14 protein-coding genes and 1 other RNA gene are annotated in these 16,448 nt (G+C 63.0%); 12 read left to right on the top strand and 3 right to left on the bottom strand.

What is annotated here, in order from left to right; all coding sequences use genetic code 11:
- Window positions 1-33: 33 nt before the first annotated feature.
- Both clpA and clpS read right to left on the bottom strand, forming a co-directional pair.
- Entirely contained in the window at window positions 34-2,364 is a 2,331-nt protein-coding gene (gene clpA, locus ACE2AA_RS08435) for an ATP-dependent Clp protease ATP-binding subunit ClpA (protein WP_141260711.1), read from the bottom strand.
- Between the two features lie 161 nt (window positions 2,365-2,525).
- Window positions 2,526-2,906 carry an ATP-dependent Clp protease adapter ClpS gene (clpS, locus tag ACE2AA_RS08430; RefSeq protein WP_026019524.1) on the bottom strand — a complete coding sequence of 127 codons (381 nt, stop codon included), beginning with the start codon at window positions 2,904-2,906 and terminating at the stop codon, window positions 2,526-2,528.
- Between the two features lie 311 nt (window positions 2,907-3,217).
- On the opposite strand from clpS, the gene ACE2AA_RS08425 reads away from it, so the two are divergent.
- The 9 genes from ACE2AA_RS08425 to folB all read left to right on the top strand — a co-directional run bounded on the left by ACE2AA_RS08425 (window position 3,218) and on the right by folB (window position 11,634).
- Entirely contained in the window at window positions 3,218-4,348 is a 1,131-nt protein-coding gene (locus ACE2AA_RS08425; RefSeq protein WP_395369417.1) for a D-alanyl-D-alanine carboxypeptidase family protein, read from the top strand.
- Between the two features lie 139 nt (window positions 4,349-4,487).
- Window positions 4,488-5,300 (top strand): type I methionyl aminopeptidase, encoded by an 813-nt coding sequence (gene map / locus ACE2AA_RS08420; RefSeq protein ID WP_395372163.1) that lies wholly within the window; start codon window positions 4,488-4,490, stop codon window positions 5,298-5,300.
- Window positions 5,301-5,456: 156 nt separating this feature from the next.
- A complete protein-coding gene (ggt, locus tag ACE2AA_RS08415) occupies window positions 5,457-7,232 on the top strand; it encodes a gamma-glutamyltransferase (RefSeq protein WP_141300680.1) in 1,776 nt (591 codons plus the stop codon).
- A gap of 71 nt (window positions 7,233-7,303) precedes the next feature.
- Window positions 7,304-7,398: signal recognition particle sRNA small type (gene ffs / locus ACE2AA_RS08410), an RNA gene on the top strand.
- A gap of 66 nt (window positions 7,399-7,464) precedes the next feature.
- Window positions 7,465-9,468 (top strand): DNA polymerase III subunit gamma/tau, encoded by a 2,004-nt coding sequence (locus ACE2AA_RS08405; protein ID WP_395369416.1) that lies wholly within the window; start codon window positions 7,465-7,467, stop codon window positions 9,466-9,468.
- Window positions 9,469-9,483: 15 nt separating this feature from the next.
- Window positions 9,484-9,807, top strand: coding sequence for a YbaB/EbfC family nucleoid-associated protein (locus ACE2AA_RS08400; protein ID WP_010506817.1), 324 nt, complete (start codon window positions 9,484-9,486; stop codon window positions 9,805-9,807).
- A 22-nt stretch (window positions 9,808-9,829) separates the two neighbouring features.
- A complete protein-coding gene (recR, locus tag ACE2AA_RS08395) occupies window positions 9,830-10,426 on the top strand; it encodes a recombination mediator RecR (protein ID WP_395369414.1) in 597 nt (198 codons plus the stop codon).
- Window positions 10,423-11,208: an SDR family oxidoreductase gene (locus ACE2AA_RS08390; protein WP_141260706.1), complete on the top strand. Its 786-nt coding sequence runs from the start codon at window positions 10,423-10,425 to the stop codon at window positions 11,206-11,208. Before recR ends, ACE2AA_RS08390 begins: the two co-directional genes overlap by 4 nt.
- Before the next feature lie 24 nt (window positions 11,209-11,232).
- On the top strand, window positions 11,233-11,634 hold the full coding sequence (gene folB / locus ACE2AA_RS08385; RefSeq protein ID WP_395369412.1) for a dihydroneopterin aldolase: 402 nt from the start codon (window positions 11,233-11,235) through the stop codon (window positions 11,632-11,634).
- A gap of 42 nt (window positions 11,635-11,676) precedes the next feature.
- Here the strand turns inward: folB and ACE2AA_RS08380 are convergent, their stop codons facing one another.
- Window positions 11,677-12,015: a TIGR02300 family protein gene (locus ACE2AA_RS08380; protein ID WP_193557658.1), complete on the bottom strand. Its 339-nt coding sequence runs from the start codon at window positions 12,013-12,015 to the stop codon at window positions 11,677-11,679.
- A 178-nt stretch (window positions 12,016-12,193) separates the two neighbouring features.
- Here ACE2AA_RS08380 and aroA point away from each other — a divergent pair, with 178 nt between their 5' ends.
- The 3 genes from aroA (at window position 12,194) to rpsA (ending at window position 16,174) form a co-directional block, all read left to right on the top strand.
- Entirely contained in the window at window positions 12,194-13,546 is a 1,353-nt protein-coding gene (gene aroA / locus ACE2AA_RS08375) for a 3-phosphoshikimate 1-carboxyvinyltransferase (protein WP_141300676.1), read from the top strand.
- The gene (gene cmk / locus ACE2AA_RS08370) at window positions 13,543-14,184 is read left to right on the top strand and encodes a (d)CMP kinase (RefSeq protein WP_395369410.1); all 642 of its coding nucleotides are present in this window, start codon (window positions 13,543-13,545) and stop codon (window positions 14,182-14,184) included. Before aroA ends, cmk begins: the two co-directional genes overlap by 4 nt.
- A 274-nt stretch (window positions 14,185-14,458) precedes the next feature.
- Window positions 14,459-16,174, top strand: coding sequence for a 30S ribosomal protein S1 (gene rpsA, locus ACE2AA_RS08365; protein WP_110555331.1), 1,716 nt, complete (start codon window positions 14,459-14,461; stop codon window positions 16,172-16,174).
- Window positions 16,175-16,448: the final 274 nt, after the last annotated feature.

Here is a 16,448-nt window from a genome sequence, read left to right as displayed (position 1 = left end):
TGTCATTTTCAGGCGATAGCCATAAGGGCTTTGTCAGTCGGCGGCTTCTTCTTCCCGCGTGCTGTCGCCTTCGTCCCCTTCAGTGGACGGGTTTTCCGCATGCGAGATATATTCAAAGTCCAGCTTGCCATCCTTGAGCGTGATCTTGGCCACGCCACCTTTGGTCAGCTTACCAAACAGCAGTTCTTCCGCCAGTGGCTTCTTGATGTGTTCCTGAATGACACGGCCCAGGGGACGTGCGCCATACAGCCGGTCATACCCACGTTCCGCCAGCCATTCACGTGCAGCCGACGAGATTTCAATCATCACGTTGCGGTCCGCAAGCTGGGCTTCCAGCTGGAAGATGAACTTCTCCACCACCCGGTCAACCACATGTGGTGACAGGTTGGCGAACGGAATGATCGCATCAAGACGGTTGCGGAACTCCGGCGTGAACAGGCGCTTGATCGCATCCTCGTCCTCGCCTTCGCGTGACGTGCGGCCAAAACCGATCGCCTCCTTGCTCAGGTCGGCCGCGCCTGCATTGGTGGTCATGATCAGGACCACGTTGCGGAAATCGACCGTCTTGCCATTATGGTCGGTCAGCCGCCCATGATCCATCACCTGCAGCAGGACGTTATACAGATCCTGATGTGCTTTCTCGATTTCATCAAGCAGCAGGACCGCATGCGGGTGCTGGTCAATGGCGTCGGTCAGCAGGCCACCCTGGTCAAACCCGACATAGCCCGGCGGTGCACCGATCAGGCGCGAAATCGAATGCCGTTCCATGTATTCCGACATGTCGAAGCGGATCAGTTCGATTCCCAGCGTGCTGGCAAGCTGCTTGGCCACTTCCGTCTTGCCGACACCCGTGGGACCGGAGAACAGATAGTTGCCAATCGGCTTTTCCGGATCACGCAGTCCGGCGCGCGACAGCTTGATCGCGGCCGTCAGGGCCTCGATCGCCTTGTCCTGCCCATAGACCATGCCCTTGAGGTCACGTTCCAGCGAACGCAGCGTTTCCTTGTCGTCGGACGAGACGCTCTTGGGCGGGATGCGCGCGATCTTGGCGACGATATCCTCGACATCCTTCAGTGTGACCGTCTTGCGACGGCGGTTTTCGGGCACCAGCATGCGCGAGGCACCGACTTCGTCAATCACGTCGATGGCCTTGTCGGGCAGCTTGCGGTCATGGATGTACTTGGCGGACAGTTCCACCGCACCCTTGATCGCGTCATCGGTGTAACGCACCTTGTGATGCTTTTCGTAATTGACCTTCAGGCCACGCAGGATCTTGACCGCATCATCGACCGAGGGTTCCGCCACGTCGATCTTCTGGAACCGGCGCACCAGCGCGCGGTCCTTTTCAAAATGCTGGCGGTATTCCTTGTACGTGGTCGAACCCATGCAGCGCAGCGTGCCGGCGGCAAGGGCGGGCTTGAGCAGGTTGGACGCATCCATGGCCCCGCCCGATGTCGCACCCGCGCCAATGACGGTATGGATTTCGTCAATGAACAGGATGGAGCCGGGGTTGTTGTCCAGTTCGGTCACGACCGCCTTCAGCCGTTCCTCGAAATCACCACGGTAGCGGGTGCCCGCCAGCAGCGCGCCCATATCCAGCGAATAGATCGTGGAATTGAGCAGCACTTCCGGCACGTCACCTTCGACAATGCGCTTGGCCAGCCCTTCGGCAATGGCAGTCTTGCCCACGCCGGGGTCACCCACATACAGCGGGTTGTTCTTGGTGCGGCGGCACAGGATCTGGATCGTGCGTTCGATTTCGGAGTCGCGGCCGATCAGCGGGTCAACCTTGCCTTCCTGCGCCTTCTCGTTGAGGTTGGTGCAGTAGGTGGACAGCGCATCCTGGCTTTTCTGTCCGGTCTTGCCGCGTTCCTCGTTTTCATTTCCTTCGGGCGCGCTACCGGCGACGGGCCGACGCGTGGAGCGGTCGGGCGCCTTGGCGATACCGTGGGAGATGAAGTTGACCGCATCCAGCCGCGTCATGTCCTGCAGCTGCAGGAAATAGACAGCGTGGCTTTCGCGTTCGGCAAACAGGGCGACCAGCACATTTGCGCCCGTTACCTCGTCCCGGCCGGTGGACTGCACGTGGATCGCGGCGCGCTGGATCACGCGCTGGAATGCGGCGGTCGGCTTGGGATCAACGGTACGGTCGGCGGCAAGCCCGGCGAGATCCTTGTCAAGGAAATCGGTCAGGTCGGTGCGCAGCTTGGTCAGGTCAACCCCGCAGGCGCGGAATACCGTCACGGCATCCGGGTCATCGATCAGGGCGAGCAGGAGGTGTTCAAGCGTTGCGTATTCGTGCCGACGGTCGCCGGCCAGTGTCAGCGCACGGTGAAGCGTCTGTTCAAGATTACGTGACAACATGCCGAGACGCTCCTTTTCCAAGAGGGGCCACCCGGGCCCCGGAGATCATAACCGGTAAGTCGGGACAATCCTTGCCCCGTTGTGGTGGAAATGCCAGCACAAAATGCCATGGAACGCGATCGGATCGCGGTGGGGGCGGTAAGATGCGCTTGTCCGTGGGGTCAGTCCTTCTCGATGGTGCATTGCAGCGGGTGCTGGTTCTGGCGCGCCAGGTCCATCACCTGTGTTACTTTGGTTTCCGCAACCTCATACGTAAAGACCCCGCATACACCGACGCCACGTTTGTGAACGTGCAGCATGATGTCCGTCGCCTCCTCGCGGTTTTTCTGGAAAAAGCGTTCCAGCACATGCACCACGAATTCCATCGGGGTATAATCGTCGTTCAGCATCAGCACCTTGTACATCGCCGGCTTGCGGGTCTGTGGGCGGGTGCGGATGACAACGTCGATCATGCCGTCGTCATTGCCGGGGGGAGAATCCTGCCCACCGTTGCGGCGTGGCGGCGTGTTGCCACCATGTCCGTGCGGGTACGTGCCACCCATTTCGGGTGACGACACGGGGCGGGGCAGGGAAGGGCGAGCAATAGCAGACATGACAGGTACCATATTGGAACTTTGCCGTCAGTTGGAAGGGGTGGCGCGCCATGGATACAAGGATTTTTTTACAATCCCGAACCGAAGCCTTCTGCCCGCCACATTCGGCGGGCATGGAAATACGCTCTGGACGAATAGAAAACCTTTCTTTTAGAATGGTTGCAGTCAAGCAACCCATGAATGGATGGAGGGGCGCCGGGTAATGTCCGTGTGCTCGGAAGCCGTATGACTGTCATCGCACGCGCAGGTTTCACCCTTCCATGAGCCATATTCCCATGTCCCGTCTTTCCCGCCTGAAGGTTACCGCGACCGTCGGGCTGTGTGTCGGCCTTGGCGGCATGCACGCCGCCCGCGCCCAGTACGTGGGGCAGGTCAGCGCCATCGTGCTGGATGCCCGCACGGGGGCGGTCGTGTCACAGCAGGACCCGGACCTGCGACGTTATCCCGCCAGCCTGACAAAACTTATGACGCTGTACCTGGCTTTCAAGGCCGTGCGGACGGGACAGGTCACGCTGGACCAGCCCATGCCGGTGTCGGTCCATGCCGCCTCCATGGAACCATCCAAGCTGGGGCTGCGGCCCGGCAGCACCCTGACGGTGGAGCAGGCGGTGCTGGCGCTGGTCACCAAATCCGCCAATGACGCGGCCTGCGCACTGGGTGAATTCCTGGGCGGCGGTGATGAAACCCGTTTTGCCGCGATGATGACGCGCGAGGCCGGCCGGCTGGGCATGTATGACACCGTGTTCCGCAATGCTTCCGGCCTGCCGAATCCGGAACAGATGACATCGGCGCGTGATCTTGCGGTGCTGGCGCGGCACCTGATCGTGGATTATGGCGAGTACTACCATTATTTCGCGGTGCCCGGTTTCTATTTCCATGGGCATGAAGTGCCCAACCATGACCCGATGCTGGGTGCCTATCCCGGCGCGGACGGGCTGAAGACCGGTTATACTGCCGTGGCAGGGCATAACCTTGTTACCTCGGCCGTGCGGGATAACGTGCGCCTGATCGGCGTGGTGATGGGGGCGAAGTCCAATAACCGTCGCAATGCCACCATGACTGCCCTGCTGGATGGTGGTTTCGAGGCGGAAGGCGTTGCCCCTGTCACCCGTCCCGCAATGCGTCCGCTGCTGCTGGCGCGCGCCGGTGGCGGTACCATGGCGGCACGGCATGGTGCGCGCAACGTGCACCTGGCTTCCATGCGGCTGAACCCCGTGCAGCCTGACGAAGTGGCCGACGCATCCGCGATTCCCGCGTCCTATACCCGCCTTCGCCGGGGGCATGGCACGGTCGTGCATGTCCATCCCGCGGTGGTGCATGCACGTGTGCATCTGGTCGGCATGGGACATGTCGCCCATGCAACGCATACCCATGCGAAGGCGCGAAGCTGACAGCGCGTTCCGGGCGCTGTATAGAAGGCATCACATTATCCATCCAGCGCGGCTGGCATGCGGGTCAGGCGCGTTCCTGTTGTCCCTTTCCTGACTGCGGGCGGGTGGTCATGTGACGAACACAGGAAAGGATAACGCCATGGAAGGCGATATGCGCGGCGGCGGGGTGCAGATCCACTCGCCCGAGGATTTTGCCGGAATGCGTGCCGCAGGCCAGCTTGCCGCACGGACGCTGGACATGATCACGCCGCATGTGCGCGCCGGGGTCACCACGGGCGCACTGGACAGGCTGATTCATGATTTCATGATCGCCAACGGTTCGGTGCCTGCAACGCTGGGTTATCGTGGATATCCGGCATCCAGCTGCATCTCGATCAACCATGTCGTCTGTCATGGTATCCCGGGTGATCGGGAACTGAAGGATGGTGACATCCTGAATATCGATGTGACCGTTATCCTTGATGGCTGGTTTGGCGATACCAGCCGCATGTACACAGTCGGCAAGGTGCCCATCAAGGCCCAGAAGCTGATCGAGGCGACGTACGAATCCCTTATGCTGTCCATTGACGCGGTGCGGCCGGGGGCGACGCTGGGTGATATCGGGCATGTCATCCAGACCTATGCCGAAGCGCGCCGTTTTTCGGTCGTGCAGGATTTCTGTGGCCATGGAATCGGGCGCACCTTCCACGCCCCGCCGAACGTGCTGCATTACGGCCGCCCCGGTGAGGGGCTGATCCTGCGTCCGGGCATGTTCTTCACCATCGAACCGATGCTGAACACCGGGCGTCCGGATGTGAAGATCCTGGAAGACGGGTGGACCGCCGTCACGCGCGACCGTTCCCTGTCGGCCCAGTTCGAGCATATGCTGGGTGTGACCGAGGACGGGTGCGAGGTTTTCACCCTTTCGCCTGCGGGATATAGCTGCCCGCCTTATCCGGTTGATGGAACATAGACGTTTCTGGATGCCGCCTTTTTGAAAAAAGGCGGTGTTCCTTGAAGTTTTTGAAAAAAGCTTCACCAAAAAACTTCTTATGATTGAAGGATGTCCCAGGGACTGGTTCCCTTTAGTATTACATTAAGGGGAGCGGACATCAGCAATGGAGCCAACATGCCTTTTTCCCGTAACCTGCGGTACGGCGCGGTCCTTTTTGCATGTCTTGTAACCGGCATGCCGGATGTCAGCCGGGCCGCAGTTGCCGACCCGCTGGCCTTTGAAACCACCCGAACGGGACAGGCCGTGGGCCTTGCCCCCATGCCGGGACGGCATGGGATGGTGGTCAGCGCGCAGGATATTGCATCCCATGTTGGGGCGGACATTCTGGCGCGCGGCGGCAATGCGGTGGATGCCGCCGTTGCCGTGGGGTATGCCATGGCCGTGGTCTATCCGGCAGCGGGAAACATTGGCGGCGGTGGCTTCATGACCCTGCGCACGCCGGACGGGCATGTGACGTTTGTTGATTTCCGTGAACACGCGCCAAATGCCGCGACCCCCACCATGTATCAGGATGCATCGGGACACGTCATTGCCGGGGCATCCATCACCGGGTGGCGGGCCGTGGCAGTGCCGGGCACCGTGGCGGGGATGGAGGAAGTGCGTGGCCGCTGGGGCAGGCTGCCGCGTGCCGATGTCATGGCGCCTGCCATCGCCCTTGCACGTGACGGGTTTATCCTGAAACAGGGCGACGTTGACCTGCTGCATACCGCGACCGCCGCTTTTGCGAAGGATCCGTATGCGCGCGCGATCTTCCTGCACCCCGATGGTACGCCGCTGGAGGCAGGCGAACGGCTGGTGCAGGCCGATCTGGCCCGTACGCTGGAACGGATCGCGCATGATGGCGCGCGGGCATTCTATGATGGCCCGATTGCAAAGGAAATCGTCAAAAGCAGCCAGAAGGCTGGCGGTATCCTGTCGCGTAAGGACTTCACCAGTTACCACACGCGCATGATGGCCCCGCTGTCGTGTGACTATCGCGGTTATCATATCGACACGGCGCCCCCCCCCAGCGGGGGCGGGGTTGCCTTGTGCGAAATGCTCAATATCCTGTCGGGCTACGACATGCATGCCCTGGGTCTGCATACGGCGGCCAGCGTGCAGCGCGAGGTCGAGGCCATGCGCCACGCCTATGCCGACCGGCAGAACCTTGGCGACCCGGCTTTCGTAACCAATCCGGTCGCCCACCTGACCGACCCGGCCTATGCGCAGCAGGTCCGCAAATACCTGCCGCTCAACCACGCCGTGCCCTCAGTCAGCCTGCATCCAGGTACGGCGGAACCGGAAAAGGAAGAAACCACCCATTATTCCATCGCGGATCAGGACGGAACCGCCGTCGCCGTGACCTATACCCTGAATGGCTGGTTCGGGGCCGGGGTCGTGGCGGGCCGGACCGGAATCGTGATGAATGACGAAATGGATGATTTCTCCAGCCGTCCGGGTGAACCCAATATGTTCGGCATCGTTGGCAGTGCTGCCAATGCCATCGCACCGGGCAAGACGCCGCTGTCATCCATGGCGCCCACCATTGTCTCACGCGATGGGCAGCCGGTCATGGTGCTGGGCAGCCCCGGTGGCTCGCGCATTCCCACCATCATCCTGTCGGTCCTGACCGGCATGGTGGATTACGGGCTGGATGTGCAGCAGGCGGTTGACCTGCCGCGCATCCATGAACAGTGGCAGCCCGACGTGGTGCAGGTGGAGCACGGCGCGCTGTCGCCCGCCGTGACGCGCATCCTGACGCATGAGGGCTACCATATTGAAGAACACGCCCCGTGGGGCCTGGCCGAGAGCATCCTGTCCGGCGGGCCGCGCATCGGGAAGGTCGGGCAGGCCCGTTATTATGGCGGGGCAGACATGCGCCACCAGTCGGGTGCCGCGGTCGGGGAATAAGTGGACGGGCGCGCGATTTTTTCTGTCGCCCCCTTGTGCATGGGGCGGGTGTATGTGTTAGAACCCGCTCGGGAGATCGGTTGTAGACGGATACCTTGCTAACCTGGTCAGGTCCGGAAGGAAGCAGCCGTAGTGAGTTTCGTCCGGGTTATGGCCGGTCTTCCACCCGAAAGTTTCCGTGTCGCGGTTGCGCTTCAGGCGCACGCGCCACTTCTCCAGCCCGGATGCATCAATGACCGTCCCGTCGGATCAGGATCGTTCCGAGGAGGCCGGGCTGCCTGCACCGCCCGCAGACGGCCCCGGACTTTTTGGTGACGCAGGGCCGCCGCCCGCACCCGTAACACCGGATGCAGCCCCTGCGGCGCCCTATCGGGTACTGGCCCGCAAATACCGCCCCACGACCTTTGATGATCTGATCGGACAGGAAACGACTGTCCGCATCCTGCGCAATGCCTTCGCACTGGGCCGGGTCGCGCATGCATTCATGCTGACCGGTGTGCGGGGAGTGGGCAAGACCACCACGGCACGCATCATCGCCCGCGCGCTGAACTGCACCGGGCCGGATGGCAAGGGTGGCCCTACGGCCGACCCGTGTGGCGTCTGTCCCAACTGCGTCGCCATTCTGGCGGACCGGCATCCCGACGTGCTGGAAATGGATGCCGCGTCGCGCACCGGCGTCGATGACGTGCGCGAAATCATCGAGGCGACGCGATTCCGTCCCATGCAGGGGCGGATGAAGGTCTTCATCATTGATGAAGTGCACATGCTCTCGCGCAATGCGTTCAACGCGTTGCTCAAGACGCTGGAGGAGCCGCCCGCGCAGGTCACCTTCATTTTTGCCACAACCGAACTGCGCAAGGTGCCGGTCACCGTCCTGTCACGCTGTCAGACCTTCGCGCTGCGCCGTGTGCCGCAGGTGGAACTGGCCGCGCATTTCGACCGGGTGGCGCAGGCGGAACATGTCCGCTTTTCCCCTGATGCCCTGTCGCTGATCGCACGTGCGGCCGACGGGTCGGTGCGTGACGGGCTGTCGCTGCTGGATCAGGCCATAGCCCAGGGCACGCTGGATGGCGAAGGCGGCACGGATGCGGCTCCCATCGGCGTCGACCTTGTGGCGGGTATGCTGGGGCTGGCGGATCGCGGGCTGGTGTTCGACCTGCTGGATGCGGTGCTGGAGGGAAAACCCGACCGGGCACTGGCCATTACGGCGGATGTCTATGTGCGTGGCGGTGATCTGGGCGTGATGCTCAGCGATGTGCTGGAGCTGGTGCATACGGTTTCACGTATCAAGGCCATTCCGGCGCTACGCGATAATCCCGAACTGCCGGAAGCCGAGCGCCAGCGGGGTGCGGCTTTGGCCGAACGCGTGCCCGTGCCGGTGCTGGGACGGACATGGCAGATGCTGCTCAAGGGCCTGTCGGAAGTGGAACAGGCCCCTGACCGCAGGCAGGCGGCCGAAATGGTGCTGATCCGCCTGTGTTATGTAGCCGATCTGCCGCCGCCGGGCGACCTTGTGCGCAAGGTGCTGGGGCAGGATGCGGCGGCCGCCCCCCTGCGCGTGTCGGAACCGGCGGGTGATGGCCATGGCGCGCCCATGGCTGTTGCCGCGTCTTCCCCTGTAACCGGGGGGAATCCGGATGGGGGGAACAGCGCAATCCGCATGGTGGCCAACGGTGGCATGCAGGTTGAAAGCACGCCCGCACCCCGGACCGGAAGGGTGGAGAAAACCGCCCTCGCGCCGGAACCGGTCGTCCCGCCGCGCACGTGGCGCGAGACCGTGGCCTTTGTTTCCGGCCGAGATGCCATGCTGCATGGCCACCTGCGGCATGCGACGCATCTGGTATCCTTCGCCCCGCCACTGATCGAAATACGTATCGAGCGTAACAGCCTGCCCGGCCTTGCCCGGCGGCTGGAAACCGTGCTGCGTGAAGGTACTGGCGACCCTGCATGGCAGGTGCGCCTGTCGGAAGATGAAGGGGAAGCGACCCTGGCCGAACAGGGGGCCGAGATCATCCAGCTGCACCGGGCGGCGGCGCAGGCTCATCCGCTGGTGCAGGCCGCGATGCAGGTTTTTCCGACTGCCCGCCTGGGTGAGGTCACGGACCATGCACTGGATGATTATGGCCTGCCACCTGAAGAAATGGCGGCCCAGAATTTGGCGCCGGATCTCGAATTCGCGCCTCTTGATGCCGATCTGGTAGAAGAGGACGATCTGGATTCAGATGATTTTGCCTGAGGAGAGCAACTGAACATGAAAAATCTTGCCGGCCTGATGAAGCAGGCCACACAGATGCAGGCCCGCATGGAAGAAATGCAGGCCAAGCTGGAAGACATGACGATCGAAGGCAGCGCGGGCGCTGGCATGGTGACCATCACCATGAACGGCAAGGGCGACATGAAGGCGATCCGTATCGACCCCAAGCTGGCTGACCCGGCCGAGATGGAAATGCTGCAGGACCTGATCCTTGCGGCCAGTGCGGATGCGCGCAAGAAGCTGGATGCGACCGCCAGCGAGGAAATGAAGAAGGTCACCGGCGGCCTGAGCCTGCCGGGCGGGATGAAATTTCCGTTCTGATCCATAACGTCGGGAAACATGCATGAGTGGCAGGGGCGAAATCGACCGGCTGGTGACCCTGTTGGGCCGCCTGCCGGGGCTGGGTCCGCGTTCGGCCCGGCGCGCAGCCCTTGCCCTGCTGCGCCAGCCCCATGCGCGGATGCTGCCCCTGGCCGAGGCGATGGAACAGGCCGCGCGTGCGGTGCGTACCTGTTCAACCTGCGGCAACCTGGACACCACCGATCCGTGCGGCATCTGCGCGGACCCCATGCGTGACGACGGACTGGTCTGCGTGGTGGAAAATGTGGGCGATCTGTGGGCTCTGGAACGCGCGGGCGTCCACCGTGGCGTGTACCAGGTGCTGGGTGGCACACTGTCCGCCCTGTCGGGTATGGGGCCGGATGACCTGAACGTGCGGCCCCTGTTTGACCGCATCGTCGCAGGTGGTGTGCGCGAAGTCATCCTTGCGCTGGGTACGACGGTGGAAGGGGCGACCACCATGCACTGGCTGCATGAACGCCTCGCCCGGTTTGATGTGCAGGTCAGCCGCGTTGGGCAGGGTGTACCGGTGGGCGGCGCGCTGGACGTGCTTGATGACGGGACACTGGCCGCCGCCATCATGGCGCGCAGACCGGCGTGAGCAATACATTCCCATGGCCCGTGCCCGCCACCATCCCTCGCGTGGCGCTGGTGACGGGGGGCGCTGCCCGGCTTGGCCGCGCCATTGCGCTGGAACTGGCGCGCGCGGGTTTTGACATTGCCATCCATTATAACGAATCCGCCGATGCGGCCGAACGGACTGCGGCGGAAATTCGTGCCATTGGGCGCAGGGGCCATGTGTTTCAGGCTGACCTGTCGCGTGAAGAATCGGTCCACGCCCTGTTGCCCGCCGTTATGCAGGCGCTGGGGCCTGTGGGCGTGCTGGTCAACAATGCCAGCACCTTTTACCGTGATGAATGGGATGACGCCACGCGGGTGGGGTGGGATGCGCATATGCAGCCCAATACCCGCGCACCCTTCGTGCTGATGCAGGAATTCGCGCGTCTGCTGCCGCCGCAGGCGCAGGGGATGGTGCTGAACATGCTGGATGAGCGCGTATGGTCGCTGACCCCGCATTTTGTCAGCTATACCGTGTCCAAGGCGGCGCTATGGACGCTGACCCAGACCATGGCGCTGGCGCTGGCGCCGCGCGGTATCCGGGTCAACGCCATCGGTCCCGGCCCGGTACTGCCGACGCCACGGCAGACGGCGGAGCATTTCGCCCGGCAATGCGCCTCCGTTCCGCTGGGGCATGGGGCGACGCCCGATGAAATTGCGCGTGCGGCGCTTTCACTGCTCTGCCTGCCTTCCGTGACCGGACAGATGCTGGCCCTTGACGGGGGCCAGCACATGCAGTGGTCGCCCGCCCCCCGTCCGGCCTGAATATTTCAACCGACTGGATCCGCCATGTCCCTGCTGCCGCCATGGAATGAACCGCAACCGCTGCGTTGCCTGTTTGTGCGCAATATGGTGCTGGACGCCCATATCGGCGTGTTTGAACATGAACAGGGCGTGACCCAGCGCATCCGCGTCAACGTGGCCTTTGGCGTGTCGGACAGCGCGACACTGGACGTGGGACCGGACGACCTGGGCCGCACGGTATCATATGAACGTGTGGTGCTGCTGGTGCGCGAACTGGTGGCGCAGGGACATGTAGCGCTTGTGGAAACGCTGGCCGAACGAATCGCTGCGGGCGTGCTGGCGGACAGACGTGTCCGCATCACACGCGTCTGCGTGGAAAAGCTGGACATCTTTGACGACGCCGAATCGGTCGGGGTCGAGATCGAACGCCGCAACCCGGACGTCTGATGCAAAAACGGCCCGGGACATGCTGTCCCGGGCCGGATCATGTCAGTTGTCGTGGTCGTCCTTGTCGGTCTTCACGTCGATGTCGGCGCTGCTGATATCGTCGTCATCATCGTCATCAAGGCCCGCATCGTCCGGCAGGACGGTATCATCGTCCTCATCGGCGTCGGCATCCAGATCGACGTCGACATCGTTTTCGAGCGCGTCATCGGCCGTCTTGGGCTTGGATTCGGGAGCAGCTTCCACCGGGCGACGGACGCGGGGCAGTTCCACGGGCTGTTCAGCACCGCATTTGGGGCAGACGGCCGGATTCTTGTTCAGATCGTAGAAACGGGCGCTGCAGGAGACACAGACACGTTTGGTGCCGAGGTTGGACTGAGCCATCTTGAACCTGTCGATCCTGTTTTGATTATGAATGAAGCCACGGTATCCGGAAGTGGCAAAAGGCGCAGCCCCATGCCAGTTTGTAGGCGTAATGTCAAACACCGGGGCATGCGCCGGTGGGGTGATCATGCCGATCTGTGATTGACTTTGCCACCCGGAATACGGAATTGGATGACGTATGAAAACCGATCACGTCCAATCTTCCGTCCGCGCGCTGACGGTCCATGCCCCGCGCGCGCCCCTTTCCGGTTCGGTCCAGGTGCCGGGTGACAAATCGATCAGCCACCGTTCGCTGATGTTCGCGGCCCTTGCACGTGGCACGACCCACATAACCGGCCTGCTGGAAGGCGAGGACGTGCTGCGCACCGCCGACGCCATGCGTGCGCTGGGGGCGGACATCACCCGCACGGGAACCGGGGACTGGACGGTGCAGGGATGCGGGCTGGATGGGCTGCGCGAACCGGCGGATGTGCTGGACATGGGCAATTCGGGCACGGCGGCGCGCCTGCTGTCGGGCATTCTGGCAAGCCACGGGTTCACTTCCGTCATGACGGGCGACGCCAGCCTGCGCAGCCGGCCGATGAAGCGGGTGACGGACCCGCTGGCGGGCACGGGTGCCGTGTTCCTGTCACGTCAGGGCGGTCGCCTGCCGCTGGCCATACAGGGCAACGCCAACCCGCCACCGCTATCCTACCGTCTGCCGGTGGCGTCCGCGCAGGTGAAGTCGGCCGTGCTGCTGGCGGGGCTGAACGCAGTGGGCGAAACCCGGGTGGAAGAACCCGTGGCCACCCGTGACCACACCGAAAACATGCTGCGCCATTTCGGTGCGACCGTGCAGGTCGAACCCATGGGGGCCGGCGGCCGGGTCATCACCCTGCAGGGCAGGCCCGAACTGGTGGCGCGTGACATCGTGGTGCCGGGCGATCCGTCATCGGCGGCCTTCATGCTGGCGGCGGCGCTGCTGGTGCCGGGGTCGAAGGTCAGCGTGCGTGGCGTGGGGCTGAACCCGCTGCGCACCGGGCTGTTCACATCACTGAAGGAAATGGGCGCTGATCTGGTCATCAGCAACGAACGCGTGGAAGGGGGGGAGCCCGTGGGCGACATCACCGCTACCGCAGGTTGCCTGCATGGCGTGGACGTGCCCGCCACCCGCGCGCCGTCCATGATTGACGAATATCCCATTCTGGCCGTGGTCGCGGCCCATGCCACGGGGCAGTCGCGCTTTCGCGGGCTGGAGGAACTGCGCGTAAAGGAAAGTGACCGCCTGTCCGCCACCGTTGCCATGCTGGAAGCCAATGGCGTCAGGGTCGAAGTCGTGGGTGATGACATGATCGTGCATGGCACGGCGGGCGCCATTCCCGGCGGCGGGCTGGTCCAGACCCGCATGGATCACCGCCTGGCGATGAGCGCGGTCGTGATGGGCCTTGCAGCACGCAAGCCGGTCCGCGTTGATGATACCGCGTTCATTGACACCAGTTTCCCCGGTTTCAGCGCGCTCATGAACAGCATCGGCGCCGGGCTTGCGGCATGACCCGGCGGCTGGTCATAGCGGTTGACGGCCCCGCAGCCGCGGGCAAGGGCACCCTGGCAAAGCGGCTGGCGCTGGCTCTTGACCTGCCATACCTTGATACGGGGCTGCTTTACCGCGCGACGGGGCGGCGGATGATCGACGCGGGGCATGACCCGGCACGGGGTGCGGCGGAGGAATTCGCCGCCAGTGTCGGGCTGGAGGACCTCAGCCGCACCGACCTGCGTGTGCCCGAAGTCGATCGCGCGGCCAGCCTTGTCGCGGCCCAGCCCGCCGTACGCCGCGTGCTGGTTGACGTGCAGCGCCGTTTTGCGGGCGAGCATGGCGCGGTGCTGGATGGGCGCGATATCGGGACGGTCATTTTCCCTGATGCTTCGGTCAAGCTGTTCATTACCGCATCGCCGCGCACGCGGGCCACGCGTCGGTGGGAACAGTTGGCGACGGACCCCGACACGCCTGACCGTGAGGAACAGATCACCCGGGTCGAACGTGAGATCGAAGCCCGTGACATGGCCGATTCAGGCCGCGCTGTCGCCCCCCTGCGTGCAGCCGAAGACGCCGTACGCATCGAGACCGATGGCCTGAGCGCCGATGAGGTACTGGCCGAAGCCCTGCGGATCGTGGCGCGCATGACGCGCTAGGGCGATTTTGTACGGGAACCAGCCCGCATATTGCGGGTTTTTATTGACATACGCCGCCCATAGGGTGTCTGTGCTCAACGGTATATGCCCCACGTGCCCGCGTGGCGCGGGGTATGGCGTCAATTTTGGCCGTCAGGCGAGCCGCGACCGTGTCGTGGCGTATCCGCCGGGCAAGCCGTTCCCATTGTCCCGTTACGTGCGGGCAGGCGGGGGCGCAGGATTGTCCCTATCCACCCGATGGGTGGAACAGGGTTACAGGATTTACGAGTAGCTCATGGCTTCAGCCACAACACAGCCCGTCGCCGACCATAAGGGTGGCGAGGACTTTGCCGCCCTTCTTGAGGAAACCCTTGGTCGCGATTCCGCGTTTGACGGTTCCGTTGTCACCGGTCGCGTCGTCCGCCTGACGGATGAATACGCAATCGTCGATGTCGGTCTGAAAAGCGAAGGGCGCGTCGCCCTGAAGGAATTCGGTCCGCCGGGCGTTACCCCCGATGTCAAGCCGGGCGATGTTATCGAACTGTTTGTCGAGCGGTACGAAGACCGTGACGGGTCCATTGTCCTGTCGCGCGAAAAGGCCCGCCGCGAGGAAGCCTGGTCGAACCTGGAAAAGGCGTTCGAGAACAACCAGCGCGTCAACGGCACCATCTATGGCCGCGTCAAGGGTGGCTTCACGGTTGATCTGGGCGGCGCAATGGCGTTCCTGCCCGGTAGCCAGGTGGACATCCGCCCCGTGCGCGACGTCACCCCGCTGATGGGTGTGCCCCAGCCGTTCCAGATCCTGAAGATGGATCGTGCGCGTGGCAACATCGTCGTCTCGCGTCGTGCGGTTCTGGAAGAAACCCGTGCGGAACAGCGCAGCGAGCTGATCCAGGGCCTGAAGGAAGGCATGATCCTCGACGGCGTGGTCAAGAACATCACCGATTACGGTGCGTTCGTGGATCTGGGCGGCGTCGATGGCCTGCTGCATGTGACCGACATCGCATGGAAGCGCATCAACCACCCGTCCGAAGCCCTGCAGATCGGCCAGCCGGTCCGCGTGCAGGTCATCCGCTTCAACCCCGACACGCAGCGTATCTCGCTGGGCATGAAGCAGCTTGAAGCCGATCCGTGGGAAAACGTGGCGATCAAGTACCCGCCGGGTGCCCGCTACACCGGTCGCGTCACGAACATCACCGACTACGGTGCATTCGTGGAGCTGGAGCCGGGCGTCGAGGGTCTGGTGCACGTGTCCGAAATGTCCTGGACAAAGAAGAACGTCCATCCGGGCAAGATCGTCGCCACTTCGCAGGAAGTCGATGTGATGGTTCTGGATGTGGACAGCGCGAAGCGCCGCATCTCGCTGGGCCTGAAGCAGGTGCAGCGCAACCCGTGGGAGCAGTTCGCCGAGGAACACAAGGTTGGTTCCGTGGTGGAAGGCGAGATCCGCAACATCACCGAATTCGGCCTGTTCATCGGCCTGTCCGCGGACATCGACGGCATGGTTCACATGTCCGACCTGTCCTGGGACGAGCCGGGCGAAGTTGCCATGAGCCACTACGAAAAGGGCCAGGTCGTGAAGGCCAAGGTTCTGGACGTGGATGTGGAGAAGGAGCGCATCTCGCTCGGTATCAAGCAGCTGCATGAAGATCCGGCCGCCGATACCCTGAGCAAGGTGCAGAAGGGCGCTGTCGTGACCTGCATCGTGACCGCTGTTCAGTCGAACGGCATCGAGGTGAAGGTTGACGACGTGCTGACCGGCTTCATCCGCCGTGCGGAACTGGCACGCGACAAGGCCGACCAGCGTCCGGAGCGTTTCGCCGTTGGTGAACGCGTCGATGCCAAGGTTGTCTCGGTTGACCGCGCAGCCCGCAAGCTGGCCCTGACCATCCGCGGCCGCGAGGTCGAGGAAGACAAGCAGGCGATCTCCGACTACGGTTCGTCCGATAGCGGGGCTTCGCTGGGTGACATTCTGGGTGCCGCGATCCGTCGCCGTAACGCCGAGAACTGATACCAGCTGGATTGTCCGGCCTGCTGACGCAGGCTGGACACCTTGCCGAAAGGGGGAGGTGCAGAAATGCACCTCCCCCTTTTTTATGGTCTCGACCAGTCATCGGGTCAGGGCAGGCTGGTGGGGTTTCGATGGCGCATAAAACGTCCGGCACCGCATATGCTGATGATATGGATTTATATTTATTGCGTTAGAAATAGATAAACCTTTTGCAACCGGAAGTATTACTTACCTCTTTCATGCAACCTGAACGTATCCTGAATTGGCTTGGGCA

The organism is Komagataeibacter diospyri (genome assembly GCF_043995075.1).
GTDB lineage: Bacteria > Pseudomonadota > Alphaproteobacteria > Acetobacterales > Acetobacteraceae > Komagataeibacter > Komagataeibacter diospyri.
Note: the sequence above shows the minus strand (reverse complement) of the source record. Positions and strands in the feature narration are given on the sequence as shown.